We start from the raw sequence: 23929 nt of genomic DNA, 5'->3' as shown, positions 1-23929 counted from the left end.
AAATGCCTCGAACCTGCTGAAAACTGCCGCCCCCGCTTGCGGGCGCTAGCGGCCCAACGTCACTTGCGCGCCCTCGATCAGTTCGATCAGGCGGCTGCCGAACACGGTGGTGTGCAGTTGCCCCACCTTGCGCCCGGCCTTGTCGAAAATCGGCTGCGTCAGCCCGGCCCGGGTGCGCATCGTGCGCGCCTCGCCATCGACGGTGACGACGGCCTTGCGCGGGCGGCCCACCGCCAGCGCCGTCGCCACCAGCGCTCCCGCCGCCACCAGCGCGGCGGCGATCAGGGCGATCAGGGGCGCCATGCCGTAGTGGACCCGCACTTCCAGCGGCAGCAGCGCGGTCGAGGCCTTGATGCGCTCGGGCGGGGTAAAAATATCGGGCAGCGGGTCGCCCGGGAACAGCGCCGCCATGCGGTCGCGGAACACCTGCGACAGCGCCAGCTTCTGGTCGGTCAGGCGCAGCTCGATCTGGCCGGGCAGCACGAAGGCCGAGCCGGCCGCCTTGACCGCCTGCAGCGACCATGCCGAGGGCAAGTCGTTGCCGGGCAATTGCATCACCGAGCCCAGCGGCACGGAACTGCCCGGGGCCAGCGCCGTGATGCGGTCGCGCGCCAGCACGATGGGCCGCTCCTGGTCGGCCAGCAGCGAACTGGCCACCAGGTGCGCGCTGACGATGGTGTACGGGTACATGGTGTTTTCCAGGTTCCAGGCGATTTTCGCCGTCGGCGCCAGGGCGTCGTCGATGTCGGCGCGCAGCACCCCGGCCGGCGTGAGGGAAAACCCCACCCCCTCGCTGCGCTCGACGCGGCGCGGCACCAGCCGCACGGTATCGCGGTCGAGCGGCTTCAGGCGCGCCGGCCGCTCGGTGATGACGGTGGCGATGCGGCCGCTGGCAAGCAGCGCATCGAGCTCGCTGGCGCCCTGGGCGCCGACGGCGAACACGTACACCATCAGGCCGTTGGCGCTGTAGCGGGCGCTCTTGACGGGCATTTTGAGGGGAAAGGCGAGCGCGCGGGTGATGGCGCCGCCCTGGTGAATGCGCTCGTAGAATTCGCGGTTGCGGCGCGCCGTCGCCTGGTCGTTGTTGGGACTGTTGCGATTGTTGGTAAACAGCCAGACCAGGCCGGGCTTGCCGCCCAGCGCGCTGTCGATGGCCGCGCCCAGCGCTTCGCCCAGGTCGGTGTCGGCCAGCGCCGTCCCGCTCGGCTTGACGGCCGGCTGCAAGGACGCCAGCGCCTGCGCCACGCTGGCGCCGGTGGCGGCCCCCGCGCGCGCGGACAGCAGCGCCTTCGGCGAGGGAGCCTGCGGCAGGCTCTGGTTGAACGAGGCCAGCACGAATGGCGCGCCCGGCGTCGTGGCGGCCACCACCAGCGCCGTCACCAGCGCCTTGTAGGGCGAGGCCGGGTCGCTGTAGAACGGCTCCATCCAGCCCGAGTTTTGCACCAGGAAGACCTGGGCGCCGGGCGCGGTGCCGGCGCCCGGCGGGGCCGCGGCCGCCGCCAGCGCACTGGAGCACAGCAGCAGCAGCGCCAGTGCGCCGGCGGCGCGCGCGCGCAGGCGCGTCATGTCAGACCTTCCAGGCGCCAGCCGCGGATATGGTGCCAGTCCGGGTGGTGCAGCCACAAGGTGTCGTCGTAGACGAAGGGCGTGCATTCGAGGGGGCGCGCGAGGCGCACGATTTCGTCGAGAATGACATTGCGCCGGCCGATCCATTCGACGGTGGTGCGGCCCAGCGTGCGCCCGCCCAGCGCATCTTCGGCGCGCCCCGTGTATTTGTGAAAGCGCAGCACCAGGCCGCTGGCGGCACCGCGGTTGTTGTTAAAGCCGCGCAGCAGCGGCAGCACCAGCGAATCGTCGTCCTGCAGGTCTTCGACGTTTTCCAGGTCCCAGGGCTCGCCCGTGACCTCGTGGCCGCGGCGGAAAATGAAGTTGGCAAAGCCCAGCCGGGCGCCGCTGATGGCTTCGGCGTCGGGCATGGCGCGCCCCAGTTCGATGAAGGCGTATTCGTCGCCCCGGTGGCCGATCTGCCACAGGCGGCCGTCGCGGCTCTGGGTGGGGCCGCCCAGTTCCAGCCGGGGCGCAAAGCCGGCCGGCCACGGCAGCCACTGGGGGCCGGCGCCCGGTTGCCAGATCAGCTGGCCGTCGGCGTGCAGCCACAGCAGGCGGCCGTCGTAGCCGACCGGGCAGCGCCAGCCGGCGTCCGGGGCGCCGATGCAATCGTGCAGTTCGACCTGGCTGCCGTCGTTGTGCGCGCTCCACAGGCGCGTCACGCCCTGCTCGCTGAACAGGCAGGCATGGTGGCGACGCACGGCGCCGGGCGCGCTGACCAGGCGGGCGGCGAATTCGACATCGGCGCGACAAGTGCCGCCCACCGGGTTGATCCACAAGCGGCACAGGCCCCCATTGGTGGGCACCAGCGCCACCTCGCCGCGACGGGGATTGGCCACCGGCAGCCAGGCGTAGGCCGCGCCCGTGAACGCCAGGTCGGCGCTGCCGTCCTCGGGCGTCATCAGTTGCCACAAGCGGGCCAGCGGATCCCAGTATTGCAGCACATTGCGGGTGGTGGCCAGCGCCAGCAGGCGCGGCGCCGGAAAACCGTAATGGGCGGCGGCGAACACGCACACGGCGTTCGGCGGCGCCGCCATGGCCACGTCGAAGCGGCCGACGGCGGGGGCGGCGGCGCGCTCTTCGAGCGCATCGCCCAGCGCCAGCGAGGTGACGGGCAAACCTTGCGGCACGTGGCGCGGCAGGAAGGCATCGCAGGACGGACCCCACCAGTCAGGCTGCGAATTGACGGCGCCGGCCAGGCGCTGCAAGGGCTTGCCGCAGTCGGGGCAAAAGGCGAAGCCCTCCGGGTAGATGGGCGAGCAGTGGCAGGCCAGCGGCAACGAGGCCCCCAGCAGGTGGGCGACATCGGCCAGGCGATCGCGCGCCTCGCCCTGCCAGTCGATGACGGACAAGCCGGCGCTGGCGGCGAGCGCGAACTGCCCGCTCGCTTCGTTCTCCAGCCAGACACTGGCCGGTGTTTCCCATCGATAGTCCATGTCGGAGTCCAGCGGTCGCCATATGCATGTTGAACACGGCCAAAAAATGCCTTGACCTGCCTGTGTTTACCATTCAAATCATAGCGTAATTGGGCCGTTCTCGACGTTTGCTTGCCCGGTATCGCCTGGCGCGCCGACGGGGGGCGGCTGGCGGGATCTGCATGTCTGGTGCGGGGCCATTTTGCGTCACCACAAGCTTGAGCGCGGCGCCGTTTGCGACGGCGCAGGCGACCATCCCCGCCCCGCCTGCCGTGCCGGTTCTTTTGCGCGCAGCCCCGAGCTGCGCGCAAAACCCCATTGCGCCGTCGCAAGCTCCGTATAATTGGGGCATGAACCCGTCTTCCATTGCTGCTTCCGACCCGGCCGTCGCGCCGCCGTCCGCCTGGGGCGCCGTCGCCGCCGCCGATGTCGCTACCGCCAGCGCCCACCTGGGCGCCATCCTCGGTACCGTGTTCGAACACGGCCCCGCGCACGCCGCCCTGGTGGTGTCCGACACCGGCACCGACCTGGCGCGCGCGCTCACCGAAGCGTACCGGCGCCAGTTGCCGGACGCCCGCTTCATCGATTTCGACAGCGTCGCCGCCGCCGATGTGCTCGCCGCGTTCGCGGCGCTGGCGCCGGGCGACCTGGTGGTGCTGGTGCAGTCGACCAATTTCAGACTCGACGGCTTTCGCCTGCGCGTCGAATTGTTCAAGCTGGGCCTGAAAGTGATCGAACACCTGCACCTGGACCGCATGCCCGGCATCCAGGGCAGTTACTACATTGCCGGCCTGGCCTATGACGCCGGCTACTACCGCACGGTGGGCCCGGCCCTGAAGGCGCGCATCGACGCGGCCAGCTCGGCGCGCATCGACAGCGGCGGCGACGTGCTGACCTTCGGCTCGGCGCTGGAATCGGCCAAGCTCAACATCGGCGACTACAGCGCCATGCACAACGTCGGCGGCCAGTTCCCCATCGGCGAAGTGTTTACCGAGGCGCAGGACCTGGAAGCGGTGCACGGCCGCGTGCGCATCCACGTGTTCGGCGACACCGCCTTCATGGTCAACTGCCCGCCCGTGCCGATCACCCTCGTCGTCGAGCGGGGCCGCGTGGTCGGCGTCGAGGACAGCACCGCCGAATTCGACGAGGTGCTCGCCCGCATCCGCGCCGACGAGGGCGAAGTGTGGCTGCGCGAACTGGGCTTCGGCATGAACCGCGCGTTCACGCGCGAGCGCCGGGTCGACGACATCGGCACCTATGAACGCATGTGCGGCATCCACCTGTCGCTGGGCGCCAAGCACGGCGTCTACACCAAGCCCGGCTTCAAACGCAAGGACGCGCGCTATCACGTCGACGTGTTTGCCGTCACCGAAGCGGTCTACCTCGACGACGAGCAGGTCTACCGCGACGGCGCCTGGCAGGTCTGAAACCATGATCCCCACCGAGGAATTGAACATGCTCACTACCGAACAACAGGCGCGCTACCACGCCGACGGCTACCTGGTCCTGCCCGGCTTCAAGGACAGCGCCGCCATCGCCGCCCTGCGCGCGCGCGCGCTGGCCATCGTCGACGCCTTCAACCCGGCCGAAGGCAGCGCCATTTTCACCACCCAGAACCAGGCCGCCGCCAGCGACGACTGGTTCCTCGGTTCGGACCGCACGTTGCGCTGCTTTTTCGAGGAGGCCGCGTTTGCCCCCGACGGCACGCTCAAACAGGCCAAGGCCCTGTCGATCAACAAGATCGGCCACGCCATGCACGACCTCGACCCCGTGTTCGAGCAGTTCTCGCGCGATGCGCGGCTGGCCGCCATCGCCCGCGACATCGGCCTGGTCGACGCCAGGGTGTGGCAGTCGCAGTACATCTTCAAGCAGCCTGGCATCGGCGGCGAAGTGCGCTGGCACCAGGACGCGACGTTTTTCGACACCACCCCGGTGAGCGTGACGACGTTCTGGTTCGCGCTGGAAGAGGCCACCGTGGACAACGGCTGCCTGTGGGTCGAAACGGGCGGCCACACCAGCCCCTTGCGCGAACGCTTCGTGCGCGACGGCGAGCGCATCGCCATGGAAAAACTCGACGACATGGCGTGGCCCGACAACAGCGTGGCGGTGCCACTGGAAGCGCAGGCGGGCGACCTGGTGATTTTCCACGGCCTGCTGCCCCACTACAGCGCGCCCAACACCTCGCCCCGCTCGCGCCACGCGTTCACCCTGCACGCCACCGACGGCGCCACCAGCTACTCGGCGCGCAACTGGATCCAGCGCGACGCCGCCCTGCCGGTGCGCGGATTCGACTGAACTGGCGCCCGGGAGCGGCGCCTTATTGTTGCATGCATATCAAGTTTTTCTCTGTAAGTCACGATTTTCTCCCTATAATTATTGACTGATAATGACCTGATGGGAGAGCCTCGATGCGCCGTGTTTCCTGCTTGACGTTAGCGCTGGCGGTATCGGGCCTGGCCGCCGCCCAGGGCTACCAGCCCGACTTCAATCCGGCCTTGCTGAAAGGCCCGGCGACGGGCGCGCGCAACGAGGTGCTGGTGCTGGGCTCGCCCCACTTGTCGCAATTGCCCAAATCGTTCGACCCCGCCCAGCTGGTGCTGCTGCAACAGCGCCTGGCCGGCTGGCGCCCGCAGGCGATCGCCATCGAAGCCCTCTCTGGCATGCAATGCGATTTCCTGCGCCGCTTTCCCGCCCGCTACGCCGACACCATCACCTCGTACTGCCGCGATACGGCCGCGGCGCGCGCGACGACCGGGCTCGATGTGCCTGCCGCCACCGCCCGCATTGACCAGTTGCTGGCGGCCTGGCCAGCGGCGCCCACGCCGGCCCAGCGGCGCCAGCTGGCCGCGCTGTTCCTGGCCGGCGGCGAAGGGGCGTCGGCGGTGGTGCAGTGGCTGCGCCTGCCGACGAGCGAGCGGCAGGCGGGCGATGGCCTCGACAGCGCCCTGGTCGGGCAGATCACGGCGCTCGCACAGCGGCGCGACGAGAGCATCCTGATCGCCGCCCGCCTGGCCGCCGAACTCGGTCACGAGCGCGTCTACCCGATGGACGATCACACCGCCGACAGCCCCGACGCCGACCCGAAGGGGGCTGGCGCGGCCCTCATGAAGGCCTGGAACAACCCCGCGTCGGCCCAGCGCAAGCGCGCCAGCGAGGCCCTCAAGGCGCAGCTGGACAGCGCCGAAGGCGTGCTCGCCATGTACCGCGCCTACAATGCGCCCGGCGTCGGCAAGCTCACGTTCGAGGCCGACTTCGGCGCCGCCCTCGAGGAGCCGTCGCCCCAGCAGTTCGGGCGCGACTATGTCGGCTACTGGGAAACCCGCAACCTGCGCATGGCGTCGAACATCCGCGAGGTGCTGGGCAAGCAGAGCGGCCTGCGCATGCTGGTCGTCGTCGGGGCGTCCCACAAAGGCTACCTCGAGGCGTATCTGAACCAGATGCACGATGTGCGCATCGTCGACGCCATGGCCCCGCTGCGCTGAATATCTACGACTGCGTGGCGGCGGCCTGGCGCAGCGCCGCTGGCGACGCCACCAACAGCGGCGCCACCCGCGGCGCCACCATCGGCATCATGATCGTCACGCTGGTGCCATGCCCGGGCGATGATTCGATGCTGATGGTCCCGCCCAGCATGCCGGTGACGACGTTATAGACGATGTTCATGCCCAGGCCCGAGCCACCCTGCCCCAGCTTGGTGGTGAAGAAGGGGTCAAAAATCTGGTGCAGGGTTTTTTCGCTCATGCCCACGCCGTCGTCGCGAAAGCGCAGCACGATATGGCTGCCATCGATCTCGCCGGCGCTGATGGCAATGTGCGGGGGCGCGACGGCGGCGGCGCCGAAGGCGTGCAGGAGGGCGTTGTTGATCAGGTTCGACAGCACCTGGCCCAGTCCGCCCGGATAGGAGTCGAGCGTGACGCGCGGCGCGATGTCGACGTCGATGCTGCAGTTGGCGCGGCGCAGTTGGGCGGCGTAGGTGGCGACGGTGTCGCCCACCACCTCGGCCAGGTCGAAACGGCGGCGCTGATCGCTGGTCTGGTCGACCGACACCTGCTTGAACGATGTAATCAGGTCGGCCGCGCGGCCCAGCGAGCTGGCCATGATGGAGCAGGCCAAGCGGGTGTCGGCCAGGTGCGCTTCCAGCGCCGAGCGGCGGATGCCGCCATTGGTGTACTGCTTTTCGAAGTCGGCCACCATGTCGGCCAGCGCGGTCGCCGTCAGCAGGCTGTTGCCGATCGGCGTATTGAGTTCGTGGGCGATGCCGGCCACCAGCGCGCCCAGCGAGGCCAGCTTTTCCGAGGTGATCAGGTTGGCCTGCGCCTGCTTGAGCGTGATGAGCACTGACGACAAGTCGCCATGGGCCAGCTCGACGTGCTTTTTCTGCTGCGCCAGTTCGACCAGGCTGGCCTGCTTTTCATCGAGGATGGCGCGCAAGCGCTGCTCGAGCATGGCGCCCCGGTGCGACGCCAGCAGCAGCGCCGCAATGAGCGCGCTGATCACCAACCCGCCCAGGCCCACCAGCACGGGCGGCACGATGTCGCGGCCGTAGCGGCTGCCCGCCAGCGCGCTGTAGCGCAGTTGCCATTGGCGCTGGGCCACCTCGACCTGGTTGACCAGCACGCGCTGGGCCAGCACGCGCGCGCCTTTCGAGTGGCTGTCGAACAGCAGCGCGCCGCCTGCGGCGAACGCCGCCGCCTTGTCCTTGTTGCGTTCACTGTCGCCGGCATCGATCACCTGCAAGCTCAGGTGCTGCAGCAGGGCCGGATCGAGCACTTCGCTCAACAGATGGTCGACCCGGAACACGATGGCGACGACACCAAGGAAGGCGGCGCGCCGCTGTTCGACGGTATCGACCGGCATGTGCTGGCGGTACACGGGGGCGCGCACGACAAAGCCGGGGTGGTCGGCCGTGTCCTGGATCAGCACCGTGCGGCCGGTGGCGACGATGCGGCCGCTGTCGCGCGCCTCGGTCACTGCCGCCAGCTGCGCCGGCATGCTGGCCAGGTCCAGCCCGAAGGCATTCTCGTTGCCCGCCATCGGCTCGTTAAATTCGATGATGTGATGGTCGCCCTGATCGTCCGGCGGCGGCAGCGGATGCACGGCGAACGGCGGCATGCCGGGCTGGCCGGCGGTGCGCCGGCGCACCTCGGTGGCGAAGGTGGCGACGGCGCCGCCGCGCACGTAACGGACGAACTGCACGGCGCGAAAGCCGGGGTAGCGCTCGGCCAGGCGCAGCTCGCGCACGAACAGGGCGAACTGCGCGCGATCGATCTCGCCGCTGACGGAGAACAGCGCCTTCAGGCTGAGCAGGGTGTCGAAATAGGTTTGCAGGCGCGCCGAGGTATCGGCCGCCACTTTGTCGGTGTCGCGCACGAAGCTGCCCCGTATCTGCGCGTCCTGCGCGTTGACCACCAGCGTGCAGGTCCAGATGGTCAGGCAGATGCCAATGACAAAGGCCAGGTAGCCATTGATGCGCAGCGGCTCGCGGGCCATGGCAGCGGCGCCCTAGGGCGCGTCGGCCAGCTCGGCGGCGATGGCGCGAAAGCGCTCCTCGACCACCAGCACGGCGTCGGCGACGTCCGGATCGAAGTGTTCGCCGCTGGCCTGGCGTATCAGTTCGATCGCTGTCTCGTGGGTGAACGCGGGCCGGTACGCGCGCGCCGTCACCAGCGCGTCGTAGACATCGGCGGCCGCCATCAGGCGGGCGGCGACGGGAATGGCCTCGCCCGCCAATCCCTGCGGATAGCCCGAGCCGTCCCATTTTTCGTGGTGCGACCAGGCGATCTCGCGGGCGTAGCGCAGCAAGGGCGTGGCCCCGCCCAAGGTAAGTTCGACCGCCGCGAGGGCGTCGCGCCCGCCGCCGGTGTGGCCCCGCATGGCGACGAATTGCTCATCCGTGAGTTTGCCGGGATTGCGCACGATGGCGGCATCGACGGTCGCCTTGCCAATGTCGTGCAGCGGCGTCGCCTTGACGATCAGCGCCATATTGTCCGCCGTGAGGACGGCGCGAAAGCGGCTGTGGTATTGCAACTGGGCCGCCAGCGCAGCCACCAGGCGCTGGGTGCGCAACAGGTGCTTGCCGATGTTCGGTTCGTGCGCTTCGGCCAGCGCGGCCATGGCGAGAATGGCGCCGCCGTCGGCGCCGTCGGCCGGCGTGCTGGCGGCGCCGGCGGCCCCCGCCCGCAAGCGCTGCAATTGCAGGTGCAGCGCCACGCGGGCGCGCAGGGCGGCGCCGGACACCGGTTGCTCGATGATGTCGGTGGCGCCCTCGCGCCAGGCGGCGTCCTCGGTCGCGCGCTCGACCAGCACCAGCAGGGGCGCGTGCAGGCCGGCGTCGCTGCGCAGCGCGCGCAAGGTGGCGCCGGCGGCCAGGGCGCCATCGAGCACGATCAGATCGGGACGGGGCGCCAGCGCCGCCAGGCGCAGCGCATCGGCGCCGTTGGCCGCCAGCTTGATGTGGTAGCGCGCTTGCAACATTTCCTTGAGCACCGCGACAGCGCCAGGATCGCCGTGGGCGATCAAAATAGTTGCCTCAAAATTAATATCCATCCGCACGCTTTCCGCCCTCCGAGGCTGCGATTCCATCATACCGCCTGCGCGTGCAATGTTTCAGGTTTTTTACAATCGCACATAACCGTTGATTCAAAGCTAGTATTAAAATTGTCATTCCAAAAATCTTATAAATACAGGGTAACCATGATACGTTTGCCGATCGGATTGGCCGCTTTATGCCTCGCCGGGGCCGCGCTTGCGGCTGAACCATTTGACGACAAATTCCGCCAGCTCGAGGAATTGTTACCGACGCCGGGGTCGATCCGCAGCGCCTCGGGGGCGCCCGGCGCCGCCTACTGGCAGCAGCGCGCCGACTATTCGATCCGCGCCACGCTCGATGAAGCCAACCGCGCCATCACCGGCGCCGAGACGATCACGTATCACAACAATTCGCCGGACGCCCTGTCCTACCTGTGGCTGCAGCTCGACCAGAACCTGTTCAAGCCCGGTTCGGACAACCGCAGCACCGCCATCCAGCCCTCGCGCGAGGCCTGGTCGAAGGGCCGCAGCGCCATGGACGGCGTCAGTTTCAACGCCATGCAGGGCCTGATGGAGTCGCGCAGTTTTGAAGGCGGCTTCAATATCAAGTCGGTCAAGGGACCGAACGGCGAGCCGCTCAAATTCGTCATCAACAAGACGATGATGCGCATCGATATGCCGCAGACCCTCAAGGCCGGCGCCAAGTTCGTCTTTTCCATCGAGTGGAACTACAAGATCAACGACGCCAAGGTGCTGGGCGGGCGCTCCGGCTACGAGCGTTTCGACGACGCCGATAAAAACGATTTATACGAAATCGCCCAGTGGTTCCCGCGCATGGCGGCCTACTACGACGTCTACGGCTGGCAGCACAAGCAGTTCCTCGGCTCGGGCGAATTCACGCTCGAATTCGGCGACTACGACATCCAGCTGACGGTGCCTTCCGACCACATCGTCGCCTCCACGGGTGAGCTGCAAAATCCCGACGCCGTGCTCACCAGCACCCAGCGCGAGCGCCTGCGCCAGGCGCGCACGGCGAGCAAACCGGTGATCATCGTCACCCAGGCCGAGGCCGAACTGGCGGAAAAAACGCGCGCCACCACCACCAAGACCTGGCACTTCAAGGCCAGGAACGTGCGCGACTTCGCGTGGGCCTCGAGCCGCAAGTTCATCTGGGACGCGCAAGGCTACAAGAAGGACGGCACCAACACGATGGCGATGTCGTACTACCCGAAGGAAGGCAACCCGCTGTGGGAGAAGTATTCGACCCAGGCCATCATCCACACCATCGAGCAGTACAACAAGTACTCGCTCGACTACCCGTATCCGGCGGCGATTTCCGTCAACGGCCCGGTGGGCGGCATGGAATACCCGATGATCTCGTTTAACGGTCCGCGTCCCACCAAGGACAAGAAGACCGGCGAATTGACGTACTCGAAGCAGACCAAGTATGGCCTGATCGGCGTGATCATCCACGAAGTGGGCCACAACTACTACCCGATGATCATCAATTCGGACGAACGCCAGTGGTCGTGGATGGACGAGGGCCTCAACAGCTTCGTCCAGTACCTGGCCGAACAGGCGTGGGAAGAAGGCTATCCGCAGTCGCGCGGCGAACCACGCGCCATCGTCGACTACATGCGCTCGAAAAACCAGGTGCCGATCATGACGAACTCGGAATCGGTGCTGCAGTTCGGTTTTAACGCTTACGCCAAGCCGACCACCGCCCTGATCATCCTGCGCGAAACGGTGCTGGGACGCGAGCTGTTCGACTTCGCCTTCCGCGAATACGCCCAGCGCTGGAAATTCAAGCGCCCCACCCCGGCCGATTTTTTCCGCACCATGGAAGACGCTTCCGGCACCGACCTCGACTGGTTCTGGCGCGGCTGGTTCTACACCACCGACGCGGTCGACGTGAGCATCGACGGCATCACCGAGTACGGCGTCTCGAGCAAGAATCCGGAGATCGAAAAAGCCTGGAAAAAAGCCCAGAAGGATGCCGAGCCCGTGTCCATCACCAACCAGCGCAACAAGGGCACGCTGGCGCGCCGTCTCGACGCCCACCCCGAGCTGAAGGATTTTTATAACGAGCACGACGACTTCACCGTCACCAACAAGGACCGCAACAGTTTTAACGAGTCGGTCGACAAGCTCGAGCCGTGGGAAAAAGCGCTGCTCACGCAGGGCAAGCACCTGTACATGGTCGATTTCAGTAATCTCGGCGGGCTGGTCACCCCGCTGGTGCTGGAAATCCAACTGGCCAGCGGCAAGAAATATATCGAGCGCATTCCCGCCGAGGTGTGGCGCTATTCGTCGAAGAAGATCACGAAACTGATCGTCACCGACGAGCCGATGGTGGGATTGACGCAGGACCCGTACTGGGAAACGGCCGACACCGATGTGTCGAACAACAGCTGGCCGCGCAAGATGACGCCGTCGCGGGTCGAACTGTTCAAGCAGGAACGGGGCGGCAACGACCTGATGAAAGACTTCAACACCAAGTTGAAAACCAAGGACGCCAAGGACAGCAAGGAAGACACCAAGGCCGAATAATCGTTTGACACCGTGGTAAACCCGCCGGCGGCCGCACGAGCATTTCGTGTCGCCGCCGGTTATCATTTGCGCCCCTGCCCTGAAGCCTCTCCATGAAACCGATCCGCCTCTCTTTTCTGCTCGCCGCCCTGTGCGTTTCCATCGGCGCCAGCGGCCAGCAATTCAACGACAAGTTCCGCCAGCTCGAGGAACTGCTGCCCACGCCGGGCAGCACCCGTACCGCCTCCGGCGCCCCCGGTCACGCCTACTGGCAGCAACGCGCCGACTATGCGATCCGCGCCACGCTCGATGAAGCGAGCCGCAGCATTGCCGGCGAAGGGGCCGTCACTTACCATAACCGTTCACCGGACACCCTGTCCTACCTGTGGGTGCAGCTGGACCAGAACATGTTCCGCGCCGACGCCGACAACCGCAGCACCGCCACCGTGCCCTCGCGCGAGGCCTGGGCCAGGGCGAAGACCGAAGCCGATGGCCTGAAATTCGAGCAGCTGCGCTTTGCGATGGAAAGCCGCAGCTTTGACGGCGGCTTCAAGATCGATGCCGTCACCGACGCCGACGGCCGCCCGCTCAAGCACGTCATCAACAAGACCATGATGCGCATCGACCTGCCGCAGCCGCTGCAACCAGGGTCGAGCTACCGCTTCAAGCTGGCCTGGCGCTTCAATATCCCGGAAGTGAATGTGCTGGGACGGCGCAGCGGCTTCGAACGCTTCGACGACGCCGACAAGAACGACCTGTTCGAAGTGGCCCAGTGGTTCCCGCGCATGGCCGCCTACTACGACGCCACCGGCTGGCAGAACAAGCAGTACCTGGGCGATGGCGAGTTCACGCTCGAATTCGGCGACTACGACGTCCAGTTGACGGTGCCGGCCGACCACGTCGTCGCCTCCACCGGCATCCTGCAGAACCCCGACACGGTGCTCACCAGCAGCCAGCGCGAGCGCCTGCGCCAGGCCGCCAGCGCCACCAGCCCGGTCATGATCGTCACCCAGGCCGAGGCCGAACTGGCCGAAAAAACCCGCAGCACCAGCACCAGGACCTGGCACTTCAAGGCGGCCAATGTGCGCGACTTCGCCTGGGCCTCGAGCCGCAAGTTCCTGTGGGATGCGCAAGGCTACAAGAAGGGCGGCACCGACGTCATGGCGATGTCGTACTACCCGAAGGAAGCCAATCCCCTGTGGGGCCAGTACTCGACCCAGGCGGTGATCCACACCATCGACCAGTACAACAAGTACGCCTTCGACTACCCCTACCCGATCGCCATCTCCGTCAACGGCCCCGTGGGCGGCATGGAATACCCGATGATCTCGTTTAACGGCCAGCGTCCCACCAAGGACAAGAAGACCGGCGAAGTGACGTATTCGAAACGGGCCAAATATGGCCTGATCGGCGTGATCATCCACGAGGTGGGCCACAATTATTTCCCCATGATCGTCAACTCCGACGAGCGCCAGTGGACCTGGATGGACGAGGGCCTCAACAGCTTCGTCCAGTACCTGGCCGAACAGGCGTGGGAAGAAGGCTATCCGCTGGTGCGGGGCGAACCGCGCAATATCGTCGACTACATGCGCTCGACCAACCAGGTGCCCGTGATGACCAATTCGGAGTCGGTCACCCAGCGCGGCAGCAATGCCTACGCCAAGCCGGCCACCGCCCTGAACATCCTGCGCGAAACGGTGCTGGGACGCGAGCTGTTCGACTTCGCCTTCCGCGAATACGCCCAGCGCTGGAAATTCAAGCGCCCCACCCCGGCCGATTTTTTCCGCACCATGGAAGACGCTTCCGGTACTGACCTCGACTGGTTCTGGCGCGGCTGGTTCTACACCACCGACGCGGTCGACGTGAGCATCGACGGCATCACCGAGTACGGCGTCTCGAGCAAGAATCCGGAGATCGAAAAAGCCTGGAAAAAAGCGCAGAAGGATGCCGAACCGGTCTCCATCACGGACCAGCGCAACAAGGGCACGCTGGCGCGCCGCCTCGACGCCCACCCCGAGCTGAAGGATTTTTATAACGAGCACGACGATTTCACCGTCACCAACAAGGACCGCAACAGTTTTAACGAGACCATCGACAAGCTCGAGCCGTGGGAAAAAGCGCTGCTCACGCAGGGCAAGCACCTGTACCTGGTCGATTTCAGTAATCTCGGCGGGCTGGTCACGCCGCTGGTGCTGGAAATCCAACTGGCCAGCGGCAAGAAAACCATCGAGCGCATTCCCGCCGAGGTGTGGCGCTATTCGTCGAAGAAGATCACGAAACTGATCGTCACCGACGAGCCGATGGTGGGATTGACGCAGGACCCGTACTGGGAAACGGCCGACAACGATGTGTCGAACAACAGCTGGCCGCGCAAGATGACGCCGTCGCGCGTCGAACTGTTCAAGCAGGAACGGGGCGGCAATGACCTGATGAAGGATTTCGGCACCAAGCTCAAGGAACCGAAGGCCGATCCGAAGGCTGCGCCATGAAGACCCTGCGACGCGCCTTCGCCGGCGCGCTGCTCGCCTGCAGCGCGCTCGCCTTCGGCCACCAGTTCCATATCGGTTTTACCGACCTGTCCTACAACGCCAGGTCGGCCAGCCTGGAAGTGGTGCACACGTACCACACCGACGATGTCGACGCCTTGCTGGCCAATCTGTACCAGCGCCAGTTCGACCTGAGCCGGCCGGAAGACGAGGCGGTGCTGCGCAAGTACATCGAAAAACAGTTCTGGATCGCCGGCGCCGACGGCAAGCGCCTGCCGCTGCGCTGGATTGGCCTGAGCGTGGGACCGGAGACGGTGGTGGTGTACCAGGAAGTGGCCAACACGGCGCTGGCGCAGGCGGCCGTGATACATCACGCGATCCTCAGCGACTTCCTGGCCGATCAGTCGAACACGCTCAACATCACCGAAAACGGTACCGTGCGCACGCTCAGCTTCAACCGCCAGGCGCAGGAACAGCCGCTGCGCTGATGGCCGGCCTGTACGATCGATACGCAACAATGCTACGCTAACGCCGATGACCCATTCGACCACCGCCCCCGTCCCGCCCTTTACCGACCCCGCCACCCTGGCGCACGAGCTGCGCGCGCGCGGCTACGCGCTGCTGCGCCCCGCCGATGTGGCGGCGCTGGCTGGCTGCACCATCGCCGACCTCGACGCGCTCACGCCCGGCTGGAACCACCTGGCGCGCGACAATTACCTCAAGGACGGCGGCAATTACCGGCGCCGCCGCCATTCCTGCTTTGTCGATGACGGCGCCACGCTGCGGCAAACGGCGCACCGCGCGCACTGGCAGCCGATCGAGTACAACGCCCTGCACGGCGGCATGCACCGGCTGTTCGAGCCGATCGACCCCGCCACCATCGCCAATCCTGCGTGGACGGCATTGCTGCTGGCGCTGGGGCGCGCCTGTTCGCAGGCGAAAGGGGCGCGTGACTGGTTCGTCGAGGCGCACCAGTTCCGCATCGACACGCTCGAAGGGATCGGCCGGCCCACGCCGGAAGGGGCGCACCGCGACGGCGTCGATTTCGTCGCCGTGCTGCTGGTGGGGCGCCACCATGTCAAGGGCGGCGAAACACGGGTGTTCGAAGCGGCCGGCACGGCCGGCCAGCGCTTTACCATGACGACGCCGTGGACCCTGCTCATGCTCGATGACGCCGCCGTCATCCACGAGTCGACGCCGATCCAGCCGACGGGCGAGAACGGCTACCGCGACACGCTGGTGCTGACCTGGCGCGCGGCGGCATTCCAGGGCGACGACGCCTGACCCAACCCCCGCCGCGCCCGGCGCGGCGCACCGATTCGGCCGCACAGGCCCAAGGAGACGCGCGTGGAACAGCAACCGACCCTGCAGCCGCAGGACCATGAAGTGCTCATCGTCGAAGACAGCCCGACCCAGGCCGAGCGCCTGCGCCGCCTGATCGCGGCGGCCGGCTACCGCGTGCGGCTGGCCCATAACGGCCGTGACGCGCTCGAGCAGATCGCCGCGGCCAGGCCGCAGCTGATCGTCTCCGACATCATCATGCCGGAAATGAACGGCTACGAACTGTGCCGCGCCCTGAAGGCCGATCCGGCCCTGTGCGACATCCCGGTGATCCTGGTGACGGCCCTGAACGACGCCCGCGACATCATCCGCGGCATCGAGTCGGGCGCCGACAACTTCATTCGCAAGCCCTACTCGGAAGCGTATCTGCTCAACCGCATCAGCCAGGTGCTGCTCAACCAGCTGCTGCGCCAGGACGCCGGTCCCGAGGCCGGCATCGGCGTCTACCTGGGCGAGCAAAAGCATTTCATCAATGCCAGCCGCCAGCAGATGCTCGACCTGCTGATCTCGACCTACGAACAGGCGGTGCAGGTCAATGGCGAACTGCAGGCGCGCGAGCGCCAGGTGATCGAATTGAACATGCGCCTGTCGCAGCACGCGGCCGAGCTGGAACAACACAATCGCGAGATGGCCCTGAAGAACCTCGAACTGGCTGAGGCCAGCCGCATGAAGTCGGCCTTCATCGCCAATATGTCGCACGAGTTGCGCACGCCGCTGAACGCCATCATCGGCTTTACCGGCACGCTCCTGATGAAGCTGCCCGGCCCCCTGCTGCCCGACCAGGAGCGCCAGCTGAACACGATCCGCGCCAGCGCGCGCCACCTGCTCTCGCTGATCAACGACATCCTCGACGTGGCCAAGATCGAGGCGGGCAAGGTGACGGTGACGGCGGCGCCCCTCGACTGCCGCGCCCTGCTGATCGAAACGGCCGATTCGCTGCGCCCGCTGGCCAACCAGAAGGGGCTGCTGCTGTCGGTGGACGTGCCGGCCACCCCCGTGCTGCTCGTCAGCGACCACCGCGCGCTGGTGCAAATCATCATCAACCTGGTCAACAATGCCATCAAGTTCACCGACAGCGGCGCGGTCAGCCTGGCGCTGACGCAGACGACGACGGGCGCGGCGGTCCTGACCACGTTTTCCGTCAGCGACAGCGGCGCCGGCATCCGCGCCGAGGACCAGGCCAAGCTGTTCCAGGCCTTCTCTCAACTCGACGCCACTTCGACCCGCAACGTCGAAGGGGCCGGCCTGGGACTGTACCTGTGCCAGAACCTGGCCAAGCTGATCGGCGGCACGCTCAGCCTGACGAGCGACTTCGGCCACGGCAGCACGTTTACGCTGACGCTGCACACGCCCGGCTAAGAACCTATCCCGGTAGGTAGGAGGAAGCGGATTGCGATGCATGGCAGCCGAGGGCAAGGCGCGAGGATGACGCATGGCGAGCCATGCGAAGACGAGCAACGCCGCCATCGGTTGCCAGGCGCGCAAGCAGCGACTCCGACCTACCGGGATAGGTTCTAAAGCAGCCGGCCGTGCAGGTGCAGGTGCAGGTGCAGCAATTGCCCGCGCACAAAAAAAACGCCCGAAGCCTTTACAGGCCCGGGCGGTAATCCAATTTGCGGGAAATTGGAGGAGACGAGTCCAATATAAGCCGATTTATTGTGCAGTGCAATAGAGGCAAACCTCTAAGTGCGAAATAATTGGAATCGCCCGCCGCGCTGTGGCAAATTTGGGAAAATCTTTTGCAGCTGGCGCTCGCCCAGCCCCATGTGCCGCTCAGCGATTTGGGCCAGCACGTGGCGGAAATCGGTCGTCACCGGCAGGTCGCGCCCCTCGTTGAGGGCGGCGTCGCCCAGCCCCTGCCAGTCGCCGTGGACGTGGCCGCCGTTGACGGCGCCGCCCAGTACCCACATCACATTGCCGTGACCATGGTCGGTGCCGCCATTGCCGTTTTCGCGCGCGGTGCGGCCAAATTCGGACATGACGACAATGGTGGTGTCGTCGAACATGGGCCCCAGCCGCCTGGCCAGCAGCGCCAGGCCCTGGCCCAGCGGGGCCAGGCGGTTGGCCAGCTGGCCGCGGGCGGCGCCCTGGCCCGCGTGGGTGTCCCAGCCGCCCAGGTCGATAAAGGCGACCTGAATAGTCGGATCGTTGCGCATCAAGGTGGCCAGGCGCGCGGCGTCGTCGGGGAAACCGTTCGGCAGGGGCGCGCCGCGATCGGCGGGATTGGCTTTGTCGTGCTCGAGCGCGGCGGCGGCGGCCGCCATCACATCCTGGTGCGCCTGCTTGCCATCCTGGTAGGCGCGGCCGAAACGCTGGTGGCTGCCGTAGAGCTGGTCGAAGGCGGCGCCCACCTCTTTCTTGTCGAGGATGTTGGCGCGGGTGGCGGCGGCGCCGTTGGGCAGGTTCATCGCCGCCGACGGCCCCGACAGGATGCGCGGCATGACGGGGCCGATCGACAGCGCCCGGCTGGGCGTGGCCACGCCCGGCAGGGCCGCCAGCAGGCGGTTCATCCAGCCGTCGGCGGTGCTCTTGCGGCCCGGGGTGGCCGATTCCATGTAATCCTGCGCGTCGAAGTGGGAGCGCGTGCTGTCGGGAGAGCCGCTGGCATGGACGAAAGCCAGCTTTTTCTCCGCCCACAGGCCCTGCAGGTCCGCCAGCGCCGGGTGCAGGCCAAAGTAGCCGTCGAGATCGATGGCGCCGCCCTCCATGCCGGGCAGGGCCAGGCCGATGGTGGGGCGCAGCCGCAGGTAGTTTTCGTCGGCCACGGGCGCCACCACATTGAGGCCGTCGACGGCGCCGCGCAGCATGACGACGATGAGTTTTTTCTGCGTGGGCGTGCCCGCTGAGGCGGCCCAGGCCGCGCGGCCCAGCGGCAGCAGCAGGCCGGCGCCCAGTGCCATCGAATCGAGGAAGGTTCTGCGTTGCATGGTGATTCTCCGCTTAGCGTTGCATGAAATCGGGACTGCCGAGCAGCATGGCCGCCCGCAGCGGCGCGGCGCTGGCCGCCACGGCGCCCAGGGTGCGCGCCGAGATGGACTCGCCCAGGGTGGCCTGCAGGCGCGCCGGATCGAGCGGCACTGACGCCGGCGCCGGCGCCATCTGCGCTGGCACCGCTGCCATCGTCGCCATCGCCGCCGGCGCCGCGCCGGCCGGCGCGGCCGACAACGGCAATTTGCCGCCCGCCAGCGCCGTGGCAAAGCCGATCCGGCGCGTGATGGCGTCGGGATTGAGCCAGGCCTGCTCGGTATCTTTATAGCCGTCCGGCGTCTGGCAGCCGTACAGGGGCATGCCCAGTTGCGCCAGCGTCGCCAGCAGCGGCGCCACGTTGACCACGGGAGTGGCGCTGGCGCGGGCGGCCGACACGACGAACTGGTACGGCGTCTTGAACTTGGCGCCAACGGCGTCGGGCGCGAGGAACTGGCTGCTGGCGAACAGCACCCGCATCACCGAGCCGATATCGCCGTCGGAGGCCTGGAACACGCGCGCCATGCGCTCGACCAGCGCCGGATTGGGCACGTCGTCGACGAAATACTGGGCCAGCTTGTAGCTGATGTGACGCGCCGTGGCCGGGTGGCGCGCCAGCACCTCGAGCGCCATGTCGCCCTCGGCGACGCCAGCGGCGGCCACCTCGCGGCCCAGCCAGTGCTTGACGCCCTTGTCGTGGCGCGCGGCGTCGAAGCGGAAGGTCTGGTTCGATTCGATCAGCGCGCGCTGGTTATAGGTCCAGCCGGTGAGCATGCGCGCCAGTTCCGTCACGTCCTGCTGGCTGTAGCCGCCATCGACCCCCAGCGTGTGCAGCTCCATCAGTTCGCGCGCATAGTTTTCGTTCAGGCCGGTGGCCCGTCCCTTCTGCCCGGGCGCCTTGCCGCCCTGGCGATAGCCGTCCGCCGTCGACAGGAAATTATCGAGGTAGTACAGCATCGCCGGATGGTGGGCGGTCGCCTTCAACAGCGCGCCGAAATTGCCCAGCGCGTTCGGACGGATGGCGTCGCGCTCGTAACTGGCCACCAGGGCGCGGTCGATCCCCTTGCCGGAGAAGACATTGAAATGGTTGTACCAGAACTCGACCATCACTTCTTCCAGCTGGCGCGGACTGTCGATGGCGCGCGCCAGGCGCGCCTCGGCCGTTTCGACGGCAATCGCGGTGAGGGCGGCGCGGCGGCGCTGGCGCGCCCCGTCATCCTCGTCGCGCACCTGCTTTTGCAGCTCGACATAGTCGCCCACCACGGCGCCGGCCGTGCGGTTGGGCGTGGCCAGCGCCGCCAGGCGCGCGCTCAGTGCGGGCGGATAGGCCAAGGCGGCGGGGCGCAACTGCTCGTCGAGGTAATTTTGCACGCCGATGCTGCTCACCCGTTCGATGTCGCCCGGGCGGGGGCCGAAGGCGACCCGGTTCAACACGTGCACGGCCTGCTGCTCGGGGGTCAGGGCGACCGGCGCCGGCGCGGCCTGGCCGGCGGCGCTGGCCAGCACCAAGCCAAAGGTGGCGAAGGAGGAACGAAACAGGGACATGGGCGGCCTCATCGGTTAAACAGCGGCGTCGGCTAACCCGACATCAACCTTTATACCCTGCCGGGGCCGCCACAGTAAGTCCAGTGCGATATCGCATGTAAAGAAATGTAAGAAAAGATCGAGCGTTCGTTTGACTTATATCATTCGTTTGATTTGTGTGGTTTAATTGCTTATGGATAATAAAGACCACTTTAGCGCCCAGCACGGCGCCGCCGAGCTCGACGAGCACCGCGGCACCCGCGCCGACGGCGCCCAATCGCGCCAGCGCCTGCTCATCACCGCCATGCGCCTGTTCGCCGCGCAGGGCTTCGCCACCACCTCGACGCGCGAAATTGCGCTGGCGGCGGGCACCAATATCGCCGCCATCAGCTATTATTTTGGCGACAAGGCGGGCCTGTACCGCGCCACCTTCCGCGAAATGTCGCCATGCACGCCGGACGCCGTATCGAACTTCACGGACCCGGCCCTGTCCCTGCGCGCCATGCTCACGCAGTTCTACGGCATGCTGCTGGGCCAGCTCAAGCAGGGCGAGGACGCGCGCGTGGGCATGCGCCTGTGGTTTCGCGAAATGCTCGAGCCGACCGGCCTGTGGCGCCAGGAAATCGACAACGACGTGCGCCCCGCCCACAACGCGCTGGCGCTGGCGCTGAGCCGCCACCTGGGCCTGGACCCGGGCCGCGACAACGTCGCCCGCCTCGCCTACAGCATCGCCGGCCTGGCCCTGCACATGATGGTCTCGCGCGAAGTGATCGATGTGCTCTCGCCCCAGCTGATGAAGGACGAAGCGGCCATCGACATCTGGCTGGCGCGACTGGTCGATTACGCCGAGGCGCTCGTCAATGTCGAGCGCGCCGCCGCCGTGCCCCCCTCCCTGCCACGAAAGAAAAAATCATGAAGCACCTGCGTACCCTGTTCTGCGCCGCCGCGCCCCTGTTACTGGGCGCCTGCGCGGTGAGCGCGCCGCCCGCCAGGGTGGCGGCGCCAGCACCGGCCGCCTGGCAGGCGGCCGGCGCCGACGCGCCCGCCCAGGCCCGCCTGACCGAACTGGCGAGCTGGTGGCAAGGCCAGGGCGACCCGCTGCTGGCCGAGCTGATCGGCGCGGCGCAAACGGCCAGCCCGACGGTGTCGGCGGCGCGTTCGCGCATCGCCCAGGCGCGCGCGCAGAGCGTGGCCGCCGGCGCCGCCCTGCTGCCCGCTGTCGATGCCGCCGCCAGCATCTCGCGCGCCAGCCAGCAAAGCACGCTGCCGCTGGGGACCACGTCCCAGCTGGGCTTGCAGACGGCGTGGGAGATCGACCTGTTCGGCGCCCGCCGCGCCGAGCGCAACGCCGCCGACGCGCGCCTGGCCGGCAGCACCGCCACCTGGCATGAGGCGCGCGTGTCGGTGGCGGCCGAAACGGCCAACCAGTATTACGCGCTGCGCAGCTGCGGCGCCCTGCTGGCAGTGGCCGAGCAGGATGCCGCCTCGCGCACCGACAGCGCGCGCCTGACGGCACTGACCACCGAGGCGGGCTTCCAGTCGCCCGCCAACGCGGCGCTGGCGCGCGCCAGCGCGGCCGAAGGCAGCAGCCGCGTCATCGAGCAGCAAGCCCAGTGCGAGCTGGACCTGAAGGCGCTGGTGGCGCTGACGGCCCTGCCGGAAGCCCAGCTGCGCCAGCGCCTGGCCGCCAGCGGCGCGGTGGCCGCCAGCGCGGTCGAGATCAGCGCCGTGCCGACCCAGCTGCTGGCGCAACGGCCCGACGTGTTCAACGCCGAGCAACTGGTGGCGGCCGCCAGCGATGATGTTGGCAGTGCCCAGGCCGACCGCTATCCGCGCCTGAGCCTGCAAGGCAATGTGGGGGTGGCGAACTTTCGCAGCGGCGGCGAAAACACCAAACTCGACACCTGGACCATCGGCCCGCTGGCCTTGTCGCTGCCGATCTTCGACAGCGGCCGCCGCGCCGCCAATGTCGACGCCGCGCGCGCGCGCTACGACGACGCCGTCGTCAGCTACCGCGCCACCGCGCGCCAGGCCGTGCGCGAAGTGGAGGAAGCGCTGGTGCGCCAGCGCAGCGCCGCGCGCCGCAGCGCCGACGCCGGTACCGCCCTGGACGGCTACCGCTACGCGTTTCGCGCCACCGAAGACCTGTACAAGAACGGCCTGGCCAGTCTGCTGCAGCTGGAAGATGCCCGCCGCACCCGCCTGAACGCGGAAAACGCCCTGGTCAACCTCGAACGCGAACGCAATGCCGCCCTGGTCGCCCTGTACCGCGCCGCCGGCGGCGGCTGGACCGTGGCCACCAACCGCCCCCCTGCCAGCGCCGCCACCGCGGCGCGCCAGTAAGATCGCCCGCCCTGGCCCCACTAATATGACTGATATCGCCATGACCATCAAAACCCTGCTCACCCATCCCGCCGCCGCCATCGCTCTCGGCGTGCTCGCCGCCACCGGCGCGGTCGCCCTGCTGGCGGCGCCGCCGTCATCGGCCGCCGACAAGACGGCGGCGCCGCTCAAGCCGGCGCTGACCGTCACCACCACCCGGCCGTCGGCCGCCAGCCTGCCGCTCCTGCTGGCCGCCAACGGCAACGTCAGCGCCTGGCAGGAAGCGATCATCGGCAGCGAGACGGGCGGCTACCGGCTCAACGAAGTGCGCGTGAACGTGGGCGACATCGTCAAGAAGGGCGCCGTGCTGGCGGTGTTTTCCGCCGACAGCGTCAACGCCGACCTGGCCCAGGCCAGGGCCGCGCTGCTGGAAACGCGCGCCAACGCCGCCGAGGCGGCCGCCAACGCCGCGCGTGCGCGCACCCTGCAAAGTTCGGGCGCCCTGTCGGCCCAGCAGATCAGCCAGTACATGACGGCCGAGCAGACCGCCAACGCCCGCATCGCCGCCTCGCAGGCGACCCTGTCGGCCCAGCAGCTGCGCCTGAAATACACCCAGGTGGTGGCGCCCGACAGCGGCATCATCTCGGCCCGCAGCGCCACCGTCGGTTCGGTAGTCGGCGTCGGCACGGAACTGTTCCGAATGATCCGCCAGGGCCGCCTCGAGTGGCGCGCCGAAGTGGTGGCGGCCGACCTGGCCCGCCTGAAACCGGGCACGCGCGCCATCGTCACCGCCGCCAGCGGCGAAAAACTCAATGGCACGGTGCGCATGATCGCCCCCACCATCGACCCGCAGACCCGCTCGGCACTGGTCTACGTCGACCTGCCCACCTCGCTGTCGGCAAATGCGCCGTTCAAGGCCGGCATGTTCGCCAGCGGCCAGTTCGAACTGGGCAGCTCGTCCGCCATGACGGTGCCGCAGCAGGCGGTGGTGGTGCGCGACGGCTTCAGCTACGTGTTCCGGCTCAATCCCGACCAGCGCGTCAGCCAGCTCAAGGTGGGCACGGGGCGGCGCCTGGCCGACCGCATCGAAGTGACCGCCGGCATCAAGAACGACGACCTGGTCGTGGTCGATGGCGCCGGTTTCCTCAATGACGGCGACCTGGTGCGCAATGTCGCCGCCGCCAAGCCGGCCGTCGCCACGAAATAAGGGGG

At 67.5% G+C, this 23929-nt stretch carries 17 protein-coding genes; 11 read left to right on the top strand and 6 right to left on the bottom strand.

Annotation, left to right across the window (positions count from 1 at the left end):
• Positions 1-45 precede the first annotated feature (45 nt).
• Positions 46-1566 carry a hypothetical protein gene (locus tag ACP7EY_RS09820; RefSeq protein WP_426192918.1) on the bottom strand — a complete coding sequence of 507 codons (1521 nt, stop codon included), beginning with the start codon at positions 1564-1566 and terminating at the stop codon, positions 46-48.
• Complete coding sequence (locus tag ACP7EY_RS09815; protein ID WP_426192916.1) at positions 1563-3044, bottom strand: hypothetical protein; 1482 nt, start codon at positions 3042-3044, stop codon at positions 1563-1565. The genes ACP7EY_RS09820 and ACP7EY_RS09815 overlap by 4 nt, the downstream gene beginning before the upstream one ends.
• A 329-nt stretch (positions 3045-3373) precedes the next feature.
• On the opposite strand from ACP7EY_RS09815, the gene ACP7EY_RS09810 reads away from it, so the two are divergent.
• The 3 genes from ACP7EY_RS09810 to ACP7EY_RS09800 all read left to right on the top strand — a co-directional run bounded on the left by ACP7EY_RS09810 (position 3374) and on the right by ACP7EY_RS09800 (position 6505).
• Complete coding sequence (locus ACP7EY_RS09810; protein WP_426192913.1) at positions 3374-4450, top strand: hypothetical protein; 1077 nt, start codon at positions 3374-3376, stop codon at positions 4448-4450.
• A gap of 28 nt (positions 4451-4478) precedes the next feature.
• Positions 4479-5318 carry a phytanoyl-CoA dioxygenase family protein gene (locus ACP7EY_RS09805; RefSeq protein WP_426192911.1) on the top strand — a complete coding sequence of 280 codons (840 nt, stop codon included), beginning with the start codon at positions 4479-4481 and terminating at the stop codon, positions 5316-5318.
• A gap of 113 nt (positions 5319-5431) precedes the next feature.
• Positions 5432-6505, top strand: coding sequence for a DUF5694 domain-containing protein (locus tag ACP7EY_RS09800; RefSeq protein ID WP_426192909.1), 1074 nt, complete (start codon positions 5432-5434; stop codon positions 6503-6505).
• Between the two features lie 4 nt (positions 6506-6509).
• On the opposite strand, the gene ACP7EY_RS09795 is transcribed toward ACP7EY_RS09800, so the two are convergent.
• Both ACP7EY_RS09795 and ACP7EY_RS09790 read right to left on the bottom strand, forming a co-directional pair.
• The gene (locus ACP7EY_RS09795) at positions 6510-8513 is read right to left on the bottom strand and encodes a CHASE domain-containing protein (protein ID WP_426192906.1); all 2004 of its coding nucleotides are present in this window, start codon (positions 8511-8513) and stop codon (positions 6510-6512) included.
• 12 nt (positions 8514-8525) lie between these two features.
• Positions 8526-9569, bottom strand: a complete 1044-nt coding sequence (locus ACP7EY_RS09790) for an HD-GYP domain-containing protein (protein ID WP_426192904.1) — start codon at positions 9567-9569, stop codon at positions 8526-8528.
• A 147-nt stretch (positions 9570-9716) separates the two neighbouring features.
• On the opposite strand from ACP7EY_RS09790, the gene ACP7EY_RS09785 reads away from it, so the two are divergent.
• The 5 genes from ACP7EY_RS09785 (at position 9717) to ACP7EY_RS09765 (ending at position 17266) form a co-directional block, all read left to right on the top strand.
• Positions 9717-12101, top strand: coding sequence for a M1 family metallopeptidase (locus ACP7EY_RS09785; protein WP_426192902.1), 2385 nt, complete (start codon positions 9717-9719; stop codon positions 12099-12101).
• Between the two features lie 92 nt (positions 12102-12193).
• Positions 12194-14569, top strand: coding sequence for a M1 family metallopeptidase (locus tag ACP7EY_RS09780; protein WP_426192899.1), 2376 nt, complete (start codon positions 12194-12196; stop codon positions 14567-14569).
• Positions 14566-15054: a DUF6702 family protein gene (locus ACP7EY_RS09775; RefSeq protein ID WP_426192897.1), complete on the top strand. Its 489-nt coding sequence runs from the start codon at positions 14566-14568 to the stop codon at positions 15052-15054. The genes ACP7EY_RS09780 and ACP7EY_RS09775 overlap by 4 nt, the downstream gene beginning before the upstream one ends.
• A 46-nt stretch (positions 15055-15100) precedes the next feature.
• Entirely contained in the window at positions 15101-15850 is a 750-nt protein-coding gene (locus tag ACP7EY_RS09770) for a 2OG-Fe dioxygenase family protein (RefSeq protein ID WP_426192895.1), read from the top strand.
• A gap of 63 nt (positions 15851-15913) precedes the next feature.
• Positions 15914-17266: a hybrid sensor histidine kinase/response regulator gene (locus ACP7EY_RS09765; RefSeq protein WP_426192893.1), complete on the top strand. Its 1353-nt coding sequence runs from the start codon at positions 15914-15916 to the stop codon at positions 17264-17266.
• 323 nt (positions 17267-17589) lie between these two features.
• Here ACP7EY_RS09765 and ACP7EY_RS09760 read toward each other — a convergent pair whose 3' ends face one another.
• Together ACP7EY_RS09760 and ACP7EY_RS09755 are read right to left on the bottom strand one after the other, a co-directional pair.
• Complete coding sequence (locus tag ACP7EY_RS09760; RefSeq protein WP_426192891.1) at positions 17590-18834, bottom strand: DUF1501 domain-containing protein; 1245 nt, start codon at positions 18832-18834, stop codon at positions 17590-17592.
• 13 nt (positions 18835-18847) lie between these two features.
• Positions 18848-20416 (bottom strand): DUF1800 domain-containing protein, encoded by a 1569-nt coding sequence (locus ACP7EY_RS09755; RefSeq protein WP_426192889.1) that lies wholly within the window; start codon positions 20414-20416, stop codon positions 18848-18850.
• A gap of 172 nt (positions 20417-20588) precedes the next feature.
• On the opposite strand from ACP7EY_RS09755, the gene ACP7EY_RS09750 reads away from it, so the two are divergent.
• The 3 genes from ACP7EY_RS09750 to ACP7EY_RS09740 are packed head-to-tail and all read left to right on the top strand — an operon-like array spanning position 20589 to position 23924.
• Positions 20589-21311 carry a CerR family C-terminal domain-containing protein gene (locus ACP7EY_RS09750; protein WP_426192887.1) on the top strand — a complete coding sequence of 241 codons (723 nt, stop codon included), beginning with the start codon at positions 20589-20591 and terminating at the stop codon, positions 21309-21311.
• Positions 21308-22738, top strand: coding sequence for an efflux transporter outer membrane subunit (locus ACP7EY_RS09745; protein ID WP_426192885.1), 1431 nt, complete (start codon positions 21308-21310; stop codon positions 22736-22738). Before ACP7EY_RS09750 ends, ACP7EY_RS09745 begins: the two co-directional genes overlap by 4 nt.
• 40 nt (positions 22739-22778) lie before the next feature.
• Positions 22779-23924 (top strand): efflux RND transporter periplasmic adaptor subunit, encoded by a 1146-nt coding sequence (locus ACP7EY_RS09740; protein WP_426192883.1) that lies wholly within the window; start codon positions 22779-22781, stop codon positions 23922-23924.
• Positions 23925-23929: the final 5 nt, after the last annotated feature.

Source organism: Massilia sp. DWR3-1-1, assembly GCF_049898325.1.
Lineage (GTDB): Bacteria > Pseudomonadota > Gammaproteobacteria > Burkholderiales > Burkholderiaceae_D > JAFCUW01.
The sequence above is the reverse complement of the archived record's forward strand: the minus strand, read 5'-3'. Positions and strand labels throughout refer to the sequence as shown.

Bases quoted from the DNA above. Each gene is read 5' to 3' on its own strand.
- ACP7EY_RS09820 (WP_426192918.1), bottom strand. From the start codon at position 1,566: ATGACGCGCCTGCGCGCGCGCGCCGCCGGCGCACTGGCGCTGCTGCTG.
- ACP7EY_RS09815 (WP_426192916.1), bottom strand. From the start codon at position 3,044: ATGGACTATCGATGGGAAACACCGGCCAGTGTCTGGCTGGAGAACGAA.
- ACP7EY_RS09810 (WP_426192913.1), top strand. From the start codon at position 3,374: ATGAACCCGTCTTCCATTGCTGCTTCCGACCCGGCCGTCGCGCCGCCG.
- ACP7EY_RS09805 (WP_426192911.1), top strand. From the start codon at position 4,479: ATGCTCACTACCGAACAACAGGCGCGCTACCACGCCGACGGCTACCTG.
- ACP7EY_RS09800 (WP_426192909.1), top strand. From the start codon at position 5,432: ATGCGCCGTGTTTCCTGCTTGACGTTAGCGCTGGCGGTATCGGGCCTG.
- ACP7EY_RS09795 (WP_426192906.1), bottom strand. From the start codon at position 8,513: ATGGCCCGCGAGCCGCTGCGCATCAATGGCTACCTGGCCTTTGTCATT.
- ACP7EY_RS09790 (WP_426192904.1), bottom strand. From the start codon at position 9,569: ATGGATATTAATTTTGAGGCAACTATTTTGATCGCCCACGGCGATCCT.
- ACP7EY_RS09785 (WP_426192902.1), top strand. From the start codon at position 9,717: ATGATACGTTTGCCGATCGGATTGGCCGCTTTATGCCTCGCCGGGGCC.
- ACP7EY_RS09780 (WP_426192899.1), top strand. From the start codon at position 12,194: ATGAAACCGATCCGCCTCTCTTTTCTGCTCGCCGCCCTGTGCGTTTCC.
- ACP7EY_RS09775 (WP_426192897.1), top strand. From the start codon at position 14,566: ATGAAGACCCTGCGACGCGCCTTCGCCGGCGCGCTGCTCGCCTGCAGC.
- ACP7EY_RS09770 (WP_426192895.1), top strand. From the start codon at position 15,101: ATGACCCATTCGACCACCGCCCCCGTCCCGCCCTTTACCGACCCCGCC.
- ACP7EY_RS09760 (WP_426192891.1), bottom strand. From the start codon at position 18,834: ATGCAACGCAGAACCTTCCTCGATTCGATGGCACTGGGCGCCGGCCTG.
- ACP7EY_RS09755 (WP_426192889.1), bottom strand. From the start codon at position 20,416: ATGTCCCTGTTTCGTTCCTCCTTCGCCACCTTTGGCTTGGTGCTGGCC.
- ACP7EY_RS09750 (WP_426192887.1), top strand. From the start codon at position 20,589: ATGGATAATAAAGACCACTTTAGCGCCCAGCACGGCGCCGCCGAGCTC.
- ACP7EY_RS09745 (WP_426192885.1), top strand. From the start codon at position 21,308: ATGAAGCACCTGCGTACCCTGTTCTGCGCCGCCGCGCCCCTGTTACTG.
- ACP7EY_RS09740 (WP_426192883.1), top strand. From the start codon at position 22,779: ATGACCATCAAAACCCTGCTCACCCATCCCGCCGCCGCCATCGCTCTC.